General features: G+C 67.7%; 17 protein-coding genes. 6 read left to right on the top strand and 11 right to left on the bottom strand.

What is annotated here, in order from left to right; genetic code table 11:
• Positions 1 to 33: 33 nt before the first annotated feature.
• Positions 34 to 516 (bottom strand): Lrp/AsnC family transcriptional regulator, encoded by a 483-nt coding sequence (locus tag ACZK4Z_RS19225; RefSeq protein ID WP_032128965.1) that lies wholly within the window; start codon positions 514 to 516, stop codon positions 34 to 36.
• Between the two features lie 72 nt (positions 517 to 588).
• Between ACZK4Z_RS19225 and ACZK4Z_RS19220 the strand changes: the two genes are divergently transcribed.
• Entirely contained in the window at positions 589 to 1,464 is an 876-nt protein-coding gene (locus tag ACZK4Z_RS19220) for an EamA family transporter (RefSeq protein WP_032128972.1), read from the top strand.
• Positions 1,465 to 1,522: 58 nt separating this feature from the next.
• Here ACZK4Z_RS19220 and ACZK4Z_RS19215 read toward each other — a convergent pair whose 3' ends face one another.
• The 4 genes from ACZK4Z_RS19215 to ACZK4Z_RS19200 all read right to left on the bottom strand — a co-directional run bounded on the left by ACZK4Z_RS19215 (position 1,523) and on the right by ACZK4Z_RS19200 (position 4,808).
• The gene (locus ACZK4Z_RS19215) at positions 1,523 to 2,260 is read right to left on the bottom strand and encodes an endonuclease/exonuclease/phosphatase family protein (RefSeq protein WP_005419292.1); all 738 of its coding nucleotides are present in this window, start codon (positions 2,258 to 2,260) and stop codon (positions 1,523 to 1,525) included.
• Between the two features lie 53 nt (positions 2,261 to 2,313).
• Positions 2,314 to 3,144: a thiol:disulfide interchange protein DsbA/DsbL gene (locus tag ACZK4Z_RS19210; RefSeq protein WP_125895802.1), complete on the bottom strand. Its 831-nt coding sequence runs from the start codon at positions 3,142 to 3,144 to the stop codon at positions 2,314 to 2,316.
• A 106-nt stretch (positions 3,145 to 3,250) separates the two neighbouring features.
• Positions 3,251 to 3,901 (bottom strand): thiol:disulfide interchange protein DsbA/DsbL, encoded by a 651-nt coding sequence (locus ACZK4Z_RS19205; protein ID WP_125895803.1) that lies wholly within the window; start codon positions 3,899 to 3,901, stop codon positions 3,251 to 3,253.
• Positions 3,902 to 4,007: 106 nt separating this feature from the next.
• Positions 4,008 to 4,808, bottom strand: a complete 801-nt coding sequence (locus ACZK4Z_RS19200; RefSeq protein WP_032128969.1) for a c-type cytochrome — start codon at positions 4,806 to 4,808, stop codon at positions 4,008 to 4,010.
• A gap of 155 nt (positions 4,809 to 4,963) precedes the next feature.
• Here ACZK4Z_RS19200 and yihA point away from each other — a divergent pair, with 155 nt between their 5' ends.
• Together yihA and ACZK4Z_RS19190 are read left to right on the top strand one after the other, a co-directional pair.
• Positions 4,964 to 5,566 carry a ribosome biogenesis GTP-binding protein YihA/YsxC gene (yihA, locus tag ACZK4Z_RS19195; protein WP_041864681.1) on the top strand — a complete coding sequence of 201 codons (603 nt, stop codon included), beginning with the start codon at positions 4,964 to 4,966 and terminating at the stop codon, positions 5,564 to 5,566.
• Positions 5,567 to 5,606: 40 nt separating this feature from the next.
• Positions 5,607 to 6,038, top strand: a complete 432-nt coding sequence (locus tag ACZK4Z_RS19190) for a hypothetical protein (RefSeq protein WP_125895804.1) — start codon at positions 5,607 to 5,609, stop codon at positions 6,036 to 6,038.
• Between the two features lie 65 nt (positions 6,039 to 6,103).
• On the opposite strand, the gene ACZK4Z_RS19185 is transcribed toward ACZK4Z_RS19190, so the two are convergent.
• The 3 genes from ACZK4Z_RS19185 to ACZK4Z_RS19175 form a co-directional block, all read right to left on the bottom strand.
• The gene (locus tag ACZK4Z_RS19185; RefSeq protein ID WP_125895805.1) at positions 6,104 to 7,078 is read right to left on the bottom strand and encodes an MBL fold metallo-hydrolase; all 975 of its coding nucleotides are present in this window, start codon (positions 7,076 to 7,078) and stop codon (positions 6,104 to 6,106) included.
• Positions 7,079 to 7,743: 665 nt separating this feature from the next.
• Positions 7,744 to 8,568 (bottom strand): helix-turn-helix transcriptional regulator, encoded by an 825-nt coding sequence (locus tag ACZK4Z_RS19180; RefSeq protein WP_049400270.1) that lies wholly within the window; start codon positions 8,566 to 8,568, stop codon positions 7,744 to 7,746.
• Entirely contained in the window at positions 8,565 to 9,269 is a 705-nt protein-coding gene (locus tag ACZK4Z_RS19175; RefSeq protein ID WP_032129894.1) for a VIT1/CCC1 transporter family protein, read from the bottom strand. The genes ACZK4Z_RS19180 and ACZK4Z_RS19175 overlap by 4 nt, the downstream gene beginning before the upstream one ends.
• A gap of 152 nt (positions 9,270 to 9,421) precedes the next feature.
• Between ACZK4Z_RS19175 and ACZK4Z_RS19170 the strand changes: the two genes are divergently transcribed.
• Positions 9,422 to 10,786 (top strand): glutamate--cysteine ligase, encoded by a 1,365-nt coding sequence (locus tag ACZK4Z_RS19170; protein ID WP_032129893.1) that lies wholly within the window; start codon positions 9,422 to 9,424, stop codon positions 10,784 to 10,786.
• Between the two features lie 45 nt (positions 10,787 to 10,831).
• Here the strand turns inward: ACZK4Z_RS19170 and ACZK4Z_RS19165 are convergent, their stop codons facing one another.
• From ACZK4Z_RS19165 to ACZK4Z_RS19155, 3 genes are all read right to left on the bottom strand, one after another.
• The gene (locus ACZK4Z_RS19165) at positions 10,832 to 11,428 is read right to left on the bottom strand and encodes a GrpB family protein (RefSeq protein ID WP_260467383.1); all 597 of its coding nucleotides are present in this window, start codon (positions 11,426 to 11,428) and stop codon (positions 10,832 to 10,834) included.
• Positions 11,429 to 11,459: 31 nt separating this feature from the next.
• Positions 11,460 to 12,716 carry an NnrS family protein gene (locus ACZK4Z_RS19160; RefSeq protein WP_125895895.1) on the bottom strand — a complete coding sequence of 419 codons (1,257 nt, stop codon included), beginning with the start codon at positions 12,714 to 12,716 and terminating at the stop codon, positions 11,460 to 11,462.
• Positions 12,717 to 12,832: 116 nt separating this feature from the next.
• The gene (locus ACZK4Z_RS19155; protein WP_032129891.1) at positions 12,833 to 13,891 is read right to left on the bottom strand and encodes an NAD(P)-dependent alcohol dehydrogenase; all 1,059 of its coding nucleotides are present in this window, start codon (positions 13,889 to 13,891) and stop codon (positions 12,833 to 12,835) included.
• A gap of 107 nt (positions 13,892 to 13,998) precedes the next feature.
• On the opposite strand from ACZK4Z_RS19155, the gene ACZK4Z_RS19150 reads away from it, so the two are divergent.
• Both ACZK4Z_RS19150 and ACZK4Z_RS19145 read left to right on the top strand, forming a co-directional pair.
• Positions 13,999 to 14,883 carry a LysR family transcriptional regulator gene (locus ACZK4Z_RS19150; RefSeq protein WP_125895894.1) on the top strand — a complete coding sequence of 295 codons (885 nt, stop codon included), beginning with the start codon at positions 13,999 to 14,001 and terminating at the stop codon, positions 14,881 to 14,883.
• A 129-nt stretch (positions 14,884 to 15,012) separates the two neighbouring features.
• Positions 15,013 to 15,675, top strand: coding sequence for an SMI1/KNR4 family protein (locus ACZK4Z_RS19145; protein ID WP_253143898.1), 663 nt, complete (start codon positions 15,013 to 15,015; stop codon positions 15,673 to 15,675).
• Positions 15,676 to 15,683 lie beyond the last annotated feature (8 nt).

Below are 15,683 nucleotides of genomic sequence, written 5' to 3'. Positions count from 1 at the left end.
TGCGGTAAAAACGCAGTCGAGCATGGCTCGACGCTACAGAACCGGTGCCAGCGGGACCTCGAAACTCCGCTTCAAGGTGCCCAGTGCCACCGAGGTACGGAAGCGCTCGATGTTGTCATCGCCGCCGAACAAGCGCTCGGTGATCGCCTCGTACTCTTCCATCGACGCCGCCGAAAGCAGCAGCAGGAAATCGCCGTCACCGGTGATCGAGTAGCACTGCTGCACGGCCGGGTCGTCCTGCACGCGGCGCTTGAACGGCGCCACCCGCTCGCGCTGCTCGCTGACCACGCGCACCTCGACGATGATGGTCAGCGGCCGCCCGACCTTGGCGGCGGCGACCACCGCTACATTGGCCGCGATCACGCCGCTGTCCTGCAGGCGCTTGATGCGGCGCTGCACGGCCGGGGTGGACAGGTGCACGGCCTCGGCGATTTCGCGCTGCGGCAGGGTGTTGTCCCGCTGCAGCAGGTCGAGGATGGCGCGGTCGAAACTGTCGAGCACGGGGGCGATGGCCATGGCGAGCAGAAGTTGCACGAACGGGCCGTCAATTGAGCCAAGTGCTCGGCGCCGGCGCAATAGACTTTGCGCATGCAGACCTCACGACTCGCGCCGATGTTGCCGGCGCTGGCGGTGCTCGGCTCGGTCACCTCGCTGGCCATCGGCACCTCCTACGCAAAACACCTGTTCCCGCTGATCGGTGCCCAGGGCACCAGCGCGCTGCGCGTGGGCTTTTCGGCGCTGTTGCTGCTGCTGTTCTGGCGGCCATGGCGCTGGAAGACCAGCCGCGTGGATGCGATCACCATCCTGCGCTACGGGCTCACCCTGGGCCTGATGAACCTGCTGTTCTACATGGCCCTGCGCACGATTCCCTTCGGCATCGCGGTGGCCATCGAGTTCACCGGGCCGCTGACGGTGGCGATGCTGTCATCACGACGACCGATCGACTTCCTGTGGGTGGGCTGCGCGGCGGTGGGGCTGCTGTTGCTGTTGCCGATCGGTGGCGGCCCGGCGCTGGATCCGGCCGGCGTGCTGTATGCCATGGGTGCGGCGGCGTGCTGGGGCCTGTACATCGTGTTCGGCAAGCGTGCCGGCCATCTGCACGCCGGGCATTCGGTGTCGCTGGGGCTGCTGGCGGCGTCGCTGGTGGTGGTGCCGGTGGGCGTGGTGCATGCCGGCGCCGCACTGCTCGATCCGAAGATCCTGGCCGCTGGCCTGCTGGTGGCGTTGGTGTCCAGCGCGATTCCGATGTCGCTGGAGATGATGGCGCTCAAGCGCCTGCCCAAGGAGACCTTCGGCATCCTGATCAGCATGGAGCCGGCAGTAGCCGCGCTGTGGGCGATGCTGCTGCTGCACGAGCACCTGCATGGATTGCAGTGGCTGGCGATCGGCTGCACGGTGCTGGCCTCGGTGGGCAGCACGATGACCGCGCGGCGGCTGAAGGTGCCGGTGGTGCAGGCGGGGTAGCGCCGGGCCATGCCCGGCGAAGAGCGTGCCAACCAGGGTTGGCACCCACCAGGAGCGGTCAGCGCAGGGCGTCCGCCGGGACGTCGATCTGCATCGCCAGGGCGAGGTGATCGGAGAACGCGGCCGGTACGGCTTCCACGGTGCGGGTCTGCAGGCCGCTGCTGACCAGGATGTGGTCGATGGCGCGATCGGGGCGCCAGCTGGGGAAGGTCGGCACGATGCAGCCGGGTGGCTGCAGCCGGGTCTTCTGGTACAGCACCTGCATTTCCGGGCGTTCGGCCAGGCAGTTGAAGTCGCCCATCAGCACCGCATTGGGATGGTCGGACAGCAGCTCGGCGATGAAGCCCAGCTGCGACATCCGCGAACCCGCACCCAGCGACAGATGGGCCACCGCTACCGCCAGGCCATCGGCGCCGTCGCCGAACTTGGCCAGCAGCACGCCGCGCCCGCCGATGCGGCCGGGCAGGGCGTGATCCTGCACTTCCACCGGTTCCAGCTTGCTCAGCAGGCCGTTGGCGCTGGAGGCGACCCCGCCCATGCGCCGGTTCGGCTGGTGGCTCCAGTAGTTGAAGCCGGCACGCTGGGCCAGGTAGTGGGTCTGGTTGGTGAAGCCCGAGCGCAGGCTGCCCGGGTCGGCCTCCTGCAGGCCGACGATGTCATGTTCGCGCGCCAGGGTGGCGATCGCGTCCAGGCTGCTGCGCTTGCGGCCCGCCGGCAGCGCATGTGACCAGCTGCGGGTCACATAGTCGCTGTAGCGGCGGGTACTTGAGCCGGCCTGGATGTTGGCCGTCAGCAAGCGCAGGGTCCGTGTACGGGGGGAATTCACGGCCGGGAAACGCTTCTCTTGGATCAGTGAGCCTGGGCCGCACCGCGTTCGCGGGCGATCAGGTGGTCGGCAATGCGCAGCATGTCCGGGAAGCTCTTGCCCTTCACCAGGTACTTGCCGTTGACGATGATCGACGGGGTGCCGCTGATCTGGCTGCGCTGGGCGAACTGCTTGGCCGAGTTGGTCTTGGCATTCACCGCGAAGCTGCCCATGGTGGCGGCGAACTGCTTCGGATCCACGCCGTAGGCACCGTAGAACTTGGCGATGTCGTCAACCGAATCGGTGCCGCGCTCGCCCTTCAGGGTCTTCTGCGAATGGATGGCAGCGTACAGGGCTTCGTGGGTCTTCTCCTGCACGCCCAGGGTCTGCGCGGCGTAGAAGGCACGGGCGTAGTTGTCCCAGGTACCGCCGAACATGGCCGGCACGTAGACGAAGTTCACGTCGCTCGGCAGGCCGGCCTTCCACGGGCCGACCAGCGGCTGGAACGCGGCGCAGGCCGGGCAGACATAGCCGAAGATCTCGGTCACTTCGATCTTGCCGGCGGCCGGCTGGAACGGCTGGCCGTTCGGGATCACCTGGTAGTCGGCGCCTTCCACCGGGGCCGGGCCGGTCAGTGCGGTGGTGGTCGGGGCCGGTGCAGCGGCCGGGGCGGATTCAGCCGCGGCCTTCTCGCCTTCGGCAGCGGCCGGGGCGGCGCCTTCGGTACCCGCTGCCGGAGCGGCCGGTTCGGTGGTCGCCGGAGCTGCAGCCGGTTCGGTCGGGGCCGCGGTGGTGTTGGTGCTGCCGTCGTCGGCCTTGCAGGCCGCCAGGATCGGCAGCAGCGCTGCGAGGGCGAGGGCGTAACGGATCTTCATGGAAACGTCTCCAGCATCTGGAAAGGTGGGGCCGGCGTCATGCGCCGGCCAGGGGGAAATGATGACACGCGGCGGCGAAAGCGCCGTGTCGGTGGTGGGTGTTGGTTCAGCGGCCGCGGGCGGCGCGGGCCTGGGCGATCAGCGCCGAGGCGATGCGCAGCTGGTCGTCGAAGCTGTCGCCACGGACCAGGTACTGGCCGTTGATGATCAGCGCCGGGGTCCCGGGGATCTTGGTGCGCTGGGCGAACGCGCGGGCGGCATCGACCTTCTTCTGTACGGCATCGCCGCGCAGGGCCTGCAGGTAACGGTCCGGGGTCACGCCGTAGGCCTTGTAGAAGGTGGCGAGCTCATCGGCCGAGACGTTCTGCATCGGCAGCGAGCCGTCCTGGTGCAGGGCCTTGAACACGGCGCCATGGCTGCGCTTGGCCACGCCGACTTCGTCGGCGGCGTAGTAGGCCAGTGCCCAGGCATCCCAGGCGCCGCCGAAGGCTGCCGGAACCGGAGTGAAGCGCACATCGGCCGGCAGCTTGGCTGCCCAGGCTTCCAGCTGCGGTTCGAAACGGGCGCAGTGCGGGCAGGTGTAGCCGAAGACCTCGACCACCTCGATCTTGCCGGCCAGCGGCTGGAACGGGCCCGGCTGGGCGATGCGCTCGTAGTCCTTGCCTTCGACCAGCGGGGCATTGGCGGGGGTGGCGGCGCAGGCTACCAGCGGCAGCAGCACCAGCAAAGACAACAGCAGGCGGGAAATCAACCTCATCGACACGCATCTCCGTTGAAAAAAGCAACGCCGGCGCGGTCGCCGGCGTGAAGGAAACATACCGCAGCCGCGGGCCGGCGTGGCGACCCGGGCCGACCAGTGGTGGTCAGGGGGCGGCAGCCGGTTGTGCCGGCGCGGTGGCAACGGCCACGTCGTCGGCCTTGTTGTGCAGGCCCTGCAGGTAGCTCGACAGCGCCTGCACCTCCTGCTCGCTCAGCTTCTGCGCAACCGCAGCCATGATCTGGAAGTGCGCCTTGTCGGTCTCGTTGGTCTGGCCGGCCTGGTATTCCTGCAGGCGGCGCGCGACATAGCTGGCATGCTGGCCACCGATGTGCGGATAGGCCGGCCCCGGATTACCGGCGCCACTGGGGCCGTGGCAGGCCATGCAGGCCGGCAGGCCACGCTTGGCATCGCCGCCACGGTACAGCTGCTGGCCGATCTCGTAGAACTTCATGCCCTTGTAGGGGCCGTCGGTGACCGCCGTGTCATCGGCGATGCCGGCAGTGGCCTTCTGCGTGGCGAAGAACGCGCCGATGTCGCGCATGTCCTGCGGGGTGAGGTTCTGCACGAACGGCACCATCGCCACCGCCGCGCCGGAGCTGCGCTGCCCGTTGGCGATCAGGGCCATCTGCTGGGCGACGTAGCGTTCGCTCTGGCCGGCGATGGACGGGTACATCTCCACCGTGGAATTGCCGTCTGCGCCATGGCAGGCCGCGCAGGCCGAGGCCTTGGTCTGGCCGGCCTTGGCATCGCCCCAGTGGGTCTTGCTGAAATCGACCTCCAGCGAGGCGGTGTTGATCGGCCCGTTGTCGGGCAGCGGGGTCAACGTGGTCTGCGCGAACGCAGCGGCGGCAACGACTACGGCAGTGGCAAGGGCGGATACGGCAAGAACGCGAGCGTGGCGCATGCTGAAGCTCCGTATGGACCGGGCCGGGCGGCAGCCACGGCATCGTCCGGATTATCAACGCCGTTTCCGCGCACGGTCAACGCAGCAGTGCAGCATTTTCCCGGCGGAGGGCCCGGGGCCGGGCGCGCGGTGCCACAACATGCGATCCTATGCACATGTCATTGCTCATCGAACGCGCTCAATACCACCTCTCTGCCCACAACATGGGGCAGCTGCCGCCCGATGAGGGGGCCGAAGTGGCCTTTGCGGGCCGCTCCAACGCCGGCAAGTCCAGTGCTCTCAACGCATTGACCCGCCAGAACAGCCTGGCCCGGGTCTCCAAGACCCCCGGCCGCACCCAGCAGCTGGTGTTCTTCCAGGTGACCCCGGAAGCCCATCTGGTCGATCTGCCCGGTTACGGCTACGCCAAGGTGCCGCTGGACCTGCAGGCGCACTGGCAGGCCTTCATCGACCGCTACTTCCGCACCCGCAATGCGCTGAGGGGCCTGGTGGTGGTGATGGATATCCGCCACCCGCTGAAGGACTACGACCGGCAGATGCTGGCCTATGCCGTGCAGCGTGGCCTGCCGGCGCATGCGTTGCTGACCAAGGCCGACAAGCTGAGCCGCAGCCAGCAGATGCAGACCCTGCAGAAGGTGCGCAAGGAACTGCACTCCTCCTTCGGTGATACGGTCAGCGTGCAGGTGTTCTCCGGCGCCGCCCGCACCGGTGTGGACGAAGCCCGCGGCATCATCGGCGGCTGGCTGGGGCTGGAATAAGGCGGCCAGCGGTCGCCTGCCTTTTCATCGGGGTGTACGGATGGAAGGATTTGCAGCAACGTTCTGGCAATGGCACGGGGCGGGTGACGGTGCCCGCGTCGAAGCGGCCTGCACCTTGCTCTCTGCCCTCGATTTCCTCCAGCAGGACGCATTGGGCCAAGCGGCAAAGCTGCCGCAGTGTCTTGCCTGTGAGGTCCAGTCGTCGGTCCTGATGCCTCTGGTGGCCGTCATGGACGGTCTGGCCGATGAGGTGCCGCCATTGGGCCAGCAGGCGCTGCTGAGGCTTCGCGAATCCTGCGCTGAGCTTGATGCGACCTCGCTCAGCTGTTCTGATGACGGGATCTTCGAACACGCGCAGTGGCAGGCGATCCGGATGGACGCGCGGCAAGCGGGTTTGTACTTGGCGCTGCAGGAACTGTTGCCGTACCTGGACGAACTACGGGACGCGCAGCGCTCGGCACCCGGCCGGTAGGGCCGGGCATGGCCCGGCGCGACCGGTCTGCTTCCGGGTAGTACCGGCCGCTGGTCGGCGATACCTCATTTCAACGGCGAATACTCCGCCGGCACCCACGCATAGGCCTTGCCCTCGCCACGCACATGGCCCAGACCGGGGAATGGCAGGTGCGCACCGGCCACCCACCAACCGTTGGCGGTGGCCTGCTGCAGCAGGCCGCGACGGCTGGCGATGGCCGCCTTGCGGTCCGAATCGGCCTCGAAGGCCGCCTCCGGGTGCGCGAACTGCACTGCGTGGAAGTGCAGCACATCACCCCACACCAGTAGCGACTGGCCCTGGCTGTCGAACCGGTAGGAGACATGGCCGGGCGTATGGCCATGGGTGTCCATCGCCACCGCGCCACCGGGCAGGGCATCGCCGGGGTTGAAGGTACGCAGGTGGCCGCTGGCCTGGTAGGGCGCTACCGCGTTGCGCGCCAGCGGGAAGGCAAAGCGCACGCCCTTCGGCGCGGTGGCCTCGCTGGCCGGGTTGAGCCAGTAGTCGGCATCGGCCTTGGACAGCCACACCGTGGCATTCGGGTAGGCCGGCTTGCCCTGCGCGTCGAGCACGCCGCACAGATGGTCCGGATGGGCGTGGGTCAGCAGCACCTCATCCACCTCGGCCGGGTCCACGCCGGAGGCGCGCAGGTTGCCCAGCACCTGGCCCAGGCCGGGGCCGAAGCACTGCGCGGTACCGGTATCGACCAGGGTCAGGTGGTTGCCCTGGCGCACCAGGAAAGCATTGATCGCGGTCTGCAGGCCCTTCTTGTCTTCGGGCACGTAACGGCCTTCCAGCAGGCGGCTGACCAGCGTCGGCGGCACGCCCACGACTTCCTGCCGGCCCAGCGCGACCACGCCATCGAACAGGGCGGTGACCTGCAGCGCACCGACGCGCTGGTGGTAGACGCCTGGGACCTGCTGGGTGGGGGCAGGCGATGTGGTTTCGGCCAGCGCGGCCAGTGGCAGGGATGACAGGGCCAACAGCAGGGCGCGGTGCAGCGGCAGGGGACGCAGGGTCATGGTGGTTCTCGGTGGACGACGGGCGGTTCCGTTGCCGTATAGCGTGCCGTGGTCGACGTGTGTGCGGCGCTCAAACCACTACGCGGAATGCTCAGGGAAGGGGTGTTGTCTGCAGGGCTGCGCCCTGCACCCGCAGAGGCAACAGCAACAGCCGAAGCAACAGCAACAGCAACAGCCGAGGCAACAGCAACAGCGGGCTATCCGTGGGATGGCGGGGTGGGTCCGGTTGCGGGGGCCGCTGCAAGTACGTCCATGTAAGCTCGGTCGCCGCATCCATGCGGCTCACGCCCCCGCAACCGGACCCACCCCGCCTTCGACAGTTTTCTGCGATCTGTTGGAACGGCAAACTGCTCTGGTGGGTGTCGACCTTGGTCGACACAGTAGATCCACGCCATGCGTGGATGACTCATTCGATATCTGACAGATGTGTCGACCAAGGTCGACACCTACCAACAGCCGCGGAGATCTGTCAGAGGTGGGGCGGTGTCGGAGTGCGGGGTGTCAGCCGCATGGATGCGGCTGCCAAGCTTACAGGGACGTACTTGCAGCGTCCCCGCACTCCGACACCGCCCCGCCATCCCTCGGATAGCCGCTGTTGCTGTTGCTGTTGCTTCGGCCGTTGCCGTTGCCTCTGCGGGTGCAGGGCGCAGCCCTGCCGAACCCCCTCAAATGTCTGTGGGAGCCAGTCCGTACTGCTCGGCGAAGCGCTTGCTGAAACTCGCCGCAGACCGGTAGCCCGCGCGTGCTGCGACGGTCTTCAATGGCAGGTCCGTGGTGTAGAGCAGCTGCATGCCATGCGCCAGCCGGGCCTCGGTGAGCAGCTGGCGCAGGCTGGTGTCCTCGGCGGCGAGACGACGACGCAGGGTCGCACCGCTCAGCGCGAACTGTTCTTCCACATCACGCGATTGCCAGTCGCGTGCCGGTTCGGCGGCGATGCGGTCGCGGATCTGTTCGCCCAGGCTCGGCGCCTGCGGCAGCAGCAGGTTGCCGTGGCCCTGCCGGCACAGGGTCAGCACCAGCGAGGCCAGGGCCAATCGTGCCTCGCTGTAGCGGCCGTCCTGCAGCGATTGCCGCCACTGCCGCAGCACCGGGCCATGGTCGATCAACGGCAGACGTGCCATCGCCTGGCCAGGGGCGGGAAGGTCCTCGCTCCACAGCGTGCGTGCGGCCGCCAGCACTTCGGCACACAGCGGCACGATGGCACTGAGGTAGCGGCCGGTCCCCGGGTCGGGCGTGTTGACCACATCGATCCGGCAGCGCTGGGTCAGCAGCAGGATGTCGCCGGGGATGAATTCCAGCGACTGGTGCGCGGTGCGCACCTGCTTGCGGCCCTCCAGCAGGATCGCGAACTGCGGTTGCGGAATCTCCACCGAGCTGGCGCCATGCTCGCGACGGGCGGTGATGCAGGCATAGCCTTCGGCGCGCTCACAGCCTGCCAGACTGGCCATCTCGGCCAGCAGTGCGGTGGCCGGGGGCAGCATGGCGGTCATGTCACGTGTGCGCCGAGCAGGCGACCGACGCCGGCGGCCGCGGCCATCGCCAACGCGCCCCAGAACATCACCCGGATCGCGCCGCGTACCGGCGGTGCGCCGCCGGCCTGGGCCGCCATCGCGCCGGTCAGGCACAGGCCGAGCAGGGTGCTGGCGGTGGTCATCATCGCGACCTTGTCGACCGGCGCGAGCAGCGCGGTCAGCACCGGCAGTGCCGCACCACAGGTGAAGGCGCCGGCCGAGGCCAGCGCTGCCTGCAGCGGGCGCGCGCGCAGGGTATCGGTGATGCCCAGCTCGTCGCGGGCGTGGGCGCCCAGTGCGTCGTGGGCGGTGAGCTGCTCGGCCACCTGCCGCGCCAGCGCCGGCTCCAGGCCGCGGTGGCGGTAGATCGCGGCCAGCTCTTCCAGCTCGCTGTGCGGATCTTCGTGCAGTTCGCGCTTTTCCATCGCCAGGTCGGCATCTTCGGTGTCGGCCTGGGTCTGCACGGAGACATACTCTCCAGCGGCCATCGACATCGCGCCGGCCACGGTGCCAGCCACGCCGGTGGCCAGAATGGTCGCCGCGGAGGCGCCGCTGGCGGCCACGCCGACCACCAGGCCGGCCACCGAGACGATGCCATCGTTGGCCCCCAGCACGGCGGCACGCAGCCAGCCGACGCGCTCGGAGCGGTGCAGTTCGGGGTGTCGTGAATGGCGGCTCATGGCCCCGAGTGTACGAGGGTCAAGAGGGCGTCGGTAGGATGCTGAAAACCGTCTCCGTCGCATGACGCAACGGGTCGCCACGCTATAGTGCGCCCTTGCGATGGAAGGCCCCGGGCCCCACATCCCCCGCCACTGTCCAGCGAGCCTTCCCCTTGTCGAGCCCCAGCCACGTCGCCGATACACCCATTACCGACCGCTCGCAGCTGGTGGAGGTGATCGCCTCCGGCGAGAAACCCCGCGCGCAGTGGCGCATCGGCACCGAGCACGAGAAGTTCGGGTTCCGCCTGGATGACCTGCGCCCGCCGACCTTCGAGGGCGAGCGCGGCATTGAGGCACTGCTCAACGGCCTGGTCCGCTTCGGCTGGGAGCCGGTGCAGGAGAACGGCAACACGATCGCCCTGCTGCGCGATGGTGCCTCGGTCACGCTGGAACCGGCGGGCCAGTTGGAACTGTCCGGCGCGGCGCTGGAGACCATCCACCAGACCTGCGTGGAGACCGGCACCCATCTCAACGAAGTGGCACAGGTGGCAGGTGAGCTGCAGCTCGGCTTCCTCGGCATGGGCTTCCAGCCGAAGTGGAAGCGCGATGAGATGCCGTGGATGCCGAAGGGCCGCTACAAGATCATGCGCGCCTACATGCCCAAGGTCGGCTCGCTGGGCCTGGACATGATGACCCGCACCTGCACGGTGCAGGTGAACCTGGATTACGCCACCGAAGCGGACATGGTGAAGAAGTTCCGCGTGTCGCTGGCGCTGCAGCCGATCGCCACCGCGCTGTTCGCCGATTCGCCGTTCACCGAAGGCAAGCCGAACGGCTACCTGAGCTACCGCTCGCACATCTGGACCGACACCGACGCCGACCGCACCGGCATGCTCGACTTCGTGTTCGAGGATGGCTTCGGTTACGAGCGCTATGTCGATTACCTGCTCGACGTGCCGATGTATTTCTCCTACCGCGATGGCATCTACCACGACGCCAGCGGGCAGAGCTTCCGCGATTTCATGCAGGCCAAGCTGCCGGTGCTGCCGGGCGCGCTGCCGACGCTGCGCGACTGGTCGGACCACATGACCACCGCGTTCCCGGAAGTGCGCCTGAAGAAGTATCTGGAAATGCGCGGTGCCGACGGTGGCCCGTGGAGCCGCCTGTGTGCGCTGCCGGCATTCTGGGTGGGCCTGTTGTACGACGACACCGCACTGGATGCGGCCTGGGACCTGGTACGGGATTTCACCCTGGCCGAGCGCCATGCACTGCGCGACGGCGTGCCGAAGCATGCGATGAACCTGCCGTTCCGCACTGGCAGCGTGCGCGACCTGGCCCGTGAAGCGGTGAAGATTTCCGTCGAAGGCCTCAAGCGCCGCGCGGCGCGCAATGCCGACGGCCAGGACGAGAGCAAGTTCCTGGACGTGCTGCAGGAGATCGTCGAGTCCGGCCTGACCCCGGCCGAACGCAAGCTGGCGCTGTTCCATGGCCGCTGGCACGGCGACGTCGATCCGGTGTTCCGCGAGTTCGCGTACTGACACTGTTCCGGCGGGTGCCAACCGGGGCCGGCACCTGCCGTTGCGTCACCACCCGCGCGCTGCGAACAGGCGCGCGTAGATGCCGCGAACCACATCCTGCTTGCTGCGGTTGTAGGCCTGCACGTTGGCATTGCCCTGCAGTGCTGCCTGCTTGGCCTGTGCATAGCGCCTGCGGTCATCTTCATGGCTGTGCAGCCAATCGCGGAACAAGCAGTGGCGGAGGTGCTCGGCGCAACCAGGTGCGAACACGTGCAGGTTCACGCGCGGCACGTCCAGTCGCAGCATGCGGTGCTGGTACCACGAGGGTTCGCGGATGGTAAGCACGTAGCCCAGTGCCTGCAGCGCTGGCAGCCAGGCCGCTTCGTCGGCGGGATCGGCAACCAGCAGGTCGATGTCCAGTACCGGTTTGGCCGGCAGGCCCGGCACCGCGGTGGAGCCGACATGTTCAATGCCCAGCGCGGTGTTGCCGAGTGTCGCCTGCAGCTGCGTGCGCTGCTGCTCGAACTGGTCGGCCCACAGCGTGGACCAGGGCACCACCTGCAGCGCTTCCGGCTGCGGCGCGCCGAGAACCCAGGGATTCTCCTCAGGGTCGCCATCGGCGAAGGTGGTGATTGCGGTGGGATCGAACGGGATATCGGACATGCCCACCATGGTGCCATGCCCAGCGGTGATGTCAGCCCGGCTTGCCGTCGCGCCGTGGGCACAGGTAGATCCAGCCCAGCCGCGCCACCCACGGTGCCAAGGCCAGCAACCAGCCGATGGCTGCGGCGAAATGCCACGCATGGGCGTCGGGCATCAGTTCGGCAGCGATGCGCATGATCGCCACCGCCTGCAGCGCGACGAACGCAAACCAGGCCACTGCCGGCATCACCAGCGGTCGGCCGGAATGGCCCTGGGTGACCCGGGTCACCATCGCCACCAGCAGGCTGCCGAACAGGCCCACGGCGAGGGCATGCAGCGGCGCGCGGCCGAGCAGTTGCGGATGGCCCAGCATCTGGCCGATGTCCTGCAGCAGATACAACGCGAAGCTGATCGGCAGCCACGCCAGTGCCAGGAACAGGGCCGCGAGCAGGCCCGGCATCGGCCCGCGTGGCCACCAGTGCCATAGCGCCTGCAGCGACAACATCAGCAGCGGCGCATCGGCCAGCCACAGCAGGTGGTCGACCTGCAACGCGCTCAACAGCAGGCGCAGCATCAGCAGCGCCCACATCGCAGCCAACCAGCGCAGCGGGCGCCACGCCACATAGCCATCCACCACGTTGTTGGCGAAGAACGGGATCATCCGGTGCGCGACGGTGAGGTAGACCGGTAGCAGCAGGCCGAAGGTGCCGAGTGCCACCGTGACCGGCATCAGCATGGCGTGGCCGCGCCCCACCGCCATGAACAGCAGCAGCCCCAGCCAGCCCAGCAGCAGTGCGGCATAGCAGGCGCGCGCATGCCAGTTGCGGTTGGGACCGGCGGCCTTGAGCACGCGTCCCAGCACGATCAGTCCGGCGCTCCAGCCGGCCAGTGCCAGCAGCAGGCCGGGCCACAGCCCGGGTGTCCACCCGCAGGCGGCGGCAATCAGCAACGCCTGCCCACCAAACAGGCCGATGCCGACCGGCGCATAACGGCTGCGTGGCAGCTCCGGCTGTGCCAGCCAGCGCGGGAACACGGTGAGCAGGAAGCCGAAGATGAAACTGGGCAGTACCAGGTACTGCATCAGCAGCGCGTGCAGCCAGGCCGGAGGCAGCGGCGGTGGCTGCGGCGTCCACAACCCGCGCAATGCGCCCAGCCACAACGCCCACCACAGCATTGCCAGCAGCAGGTTGCTGGCGCCGATGAAGAACAGCAGCCGGTGCGGCGCGCGCATCAGCATCGCAGGGGAGGGCAGGCGGGCCATGCAGCGAGTCTGCGCCCGGCTGGTGGCCGGGTCCTTGATCTTCGTCATGCCCAAGGAGGGAGGCAACCGCTTCGCTCGCCGGGCATGGCCCGGCGGACGGGCCGTGCAACGCAAACAAGAAACCCCGGCAGTGCCGGGGTTCTTCGTTCACAGTCGCCGATCGATCAGGCGGCGTTCTTCATCGTCGCCATGTCGATCACGAAGCGGTAGCGCACATCGTTCTTCGCCATGCGCTCCCAGGCTTCGTTGACGTTCTTGATGTCGATCATCTCGACATCGCTGACGATGCCGTGCTCGGCGCAGAAATCCATCATTTCCTGGGTTTCGGCCATGCCGCCGATCGCCGAGCCTGTCAGGTGCTTGCGGCCGAAGATCACGCTGCCGCCGGTCAGCGGCGGATCCAGTTCGGTCAGCACGCCGACCAGGCACATGGTGGCCTCGCGCTTGAGCAGGCCCATGTACGGGTTGGTGTCATGGCCAACCGGAATAGTGTTGAGCAGGAAGTCGAAGCTGCCGGCGTGCGCCTTCATCTGCGCGGCATCGCGCGAGACCAGCACTTCATCGGCGCCCAGGCGCTTGGCATCGGCACCCTTTTCCGGCGTGGTGGTGATCATCACCACGTGCGCGCCGAGGGCCTTGGCGAACTTCACGCCCATGTGGCCGAGGCCACCGAGGCCGATCACGCCGACCTTCTGGCCCGGGCCGACCTTCCAGTGGCGCAGCGGCGACCAGGTGGTGATGCCGGCGCACAGCAGCGGGGCGGCGGCCTTCAGGTCCAGCGTTTCGGACACCTTCACCACGAAGCGCTGCTCGACCACCACGTGGTCGGAATAGCCACCGTAGGTCGGCGCGCCGCTTTCGCGTTCACGGCCGTTGTAGGTCCAGGTCGCGCCTTCGGCGCAGTACTGCTCCAGGTCGTGCTCGCAGGCGTCGCAGTGGCGGCACGAGTCGACCATGCAGCCCACGCCGGCGTGGTCGCCCACCTTGAAGCGGGTGACGTTGCTGCCGACCTCGGTGACGCGGCCGATGATCTCGTGGCCCGGCACCATCGGGTAGATCGAGCCACCCCAGTCGTCGCGGGCCTGGTGCAGGTCGGAGTGGCAGATGCCGCTGTAGAGGATCTCGATACGTACATCGTCCGGGCCGACGGCGCGGCGTTCGAACTCGTAGGGGATCAGCGGGTCGGTATGTGAATGGGCGGCGTAACCACGGGCGAGGGACATGGGGAATCCTTGGCAGGGTTTGTCGAAAGGCGCTTTACAATACGCCCCGTACCCAGTGGCAAAAAGCCCGGATATCGGCATGATTCATCAAGTGAAACTGCACAATCATGGCCACTGACAATCTCTCCCACCTGGCCGCGTTCGCCGCAGTCGCCCGCCACCGCAGCTTCCGCCGTGCCGGCGCCGAGCTGGCGCTGTCGACCTCGGCGGTGAGTTATGCGATCCGCGCGCTGGAAGAACGGTTGGGGGTGGGCCTGTTCCATCGCACCACCCGCAGCGTGGCCCTGACCGAGGCCGGGCAGCGCCTGCTGGAGCGCCTGCAGCCGGCCTTGGGGCAGGTGCACGATGCGTTGGAGGAGATGAACCAGTTCCGTGCCGCACCGGCCGGCCTGCTGCGCATCAATGCCACCCGTGCGGCGGTGGCGACACAGCTGGGACCACGGCTGGCGCGCTTCCTGCACGCCCATCCCGACGTGCGGGTGGAGCTGACCGAGAACGACGGCCTGGTCGACATCGTCGCCGAGGGCTACGACGCCGGCGTGCGCCTGCACGAGTTCGTACCCGAGGACATGGTGGCAGTGCCGATGGGGCCACCACTGCGCGGGCTGATTGTCGGCTCGCCGGAGTATCTGCGGCGGCATCCTGCGCCACAGCATCCGCGCGATCTCGCTGCACACGAATGCATCCGCTTCCGCTTCGCCAGCGGGCATCTGTACAAGTGGCAGTTCGAGCGCGGTGGGCAGGCGCTGGAGATCGACGTGCCCGGACGGCTGACGCTGGGCGAGCAGGGCACTGTGGTCGGCGCGGTACTCGATGGCATCGGCCTGGCCTACGTGCTGGAAGACACCGCGCGGCCCTACATCGAATCGGGGCAGATGGTGGCGGTGCTGGAAGACTGGAGCGAACCGTTCGCCGGCTTCGCGCTGTACTACCCGAAGCAGCGGCAGATGCCCGGTGCGCTGCGTGCGTTCGTGGATATGCTGCGCGAGTGAATCGCGGTGGATGGTGCAGTGCCGTCCAATGACCGGCTCCAACGAGAGCTTTCCGGGTAGATCCACGCCATGCGTGGATGGCGTTCACCCGCTAGAGTGAGTCTTCTCAACAAAAGGACGTCATTGAGCATGCTCGCCGATCTCGAACAGGCTTCCGGCCAGACCTTCCCGCCGTTGTTCCGCCAGCTGGTGGAAGGCAACCGTTTCAGCTGGGGCGAGCAGGGCCCGAACTGGTACCGCACGGTGTTCCCGCAGGTGCAGCCGCAGCCGCCGGTACTGCTGTATGCCAACGACTATGAACCGATCGAGCCGAGCGAACTGCGCGCAGCGTGGGAAGATCTGACTACCGAAGATCATTACAACCCGCTGCGCGATGACCTGAAACTGCTGCCGTTCGCGCGCACCGGCGCGGGTGATCATTACTGTTTCTGGACCAATGCACCGGGTTCCAGCGATTCGCCGGTGCTGCTGGTCTGGCATGACGATGATCGCGCCGATCTGCTGGCCGCGAACTTCCAGGACTTCCTGTTCCGCAAGATGGCCGAAGCGGTGGTGGAGCTGGAGGAAGAGGAGTCGCTGCTTTCGGAGGGCGATATCGGAACCAATCTGCAGGCTTGGCTCGGTACCCATCGTGGCTGGCTGCGAGGGGACCAGGTAGCGGCGCTGGAGGCGTTGTATGCACGCGTGGATGACATCACTGCGGGTGAGATCAGTGACGAGGACGTGCAGCCGCTGCTGCAGCTGATCGCGTTCGACGGTATCGACAGCGAAATGCCCTACGTGCAGGCGTGACCTGATCC

The organism is Stenotrophomonas sp. 71799_Sma (genome assembly GCF_056482505.1).
The sequence above is the reverse complement of the archived record's forward strand: the minus strand, read 5'-3'. Positions and strand labels throughout refer to the sequence as shown.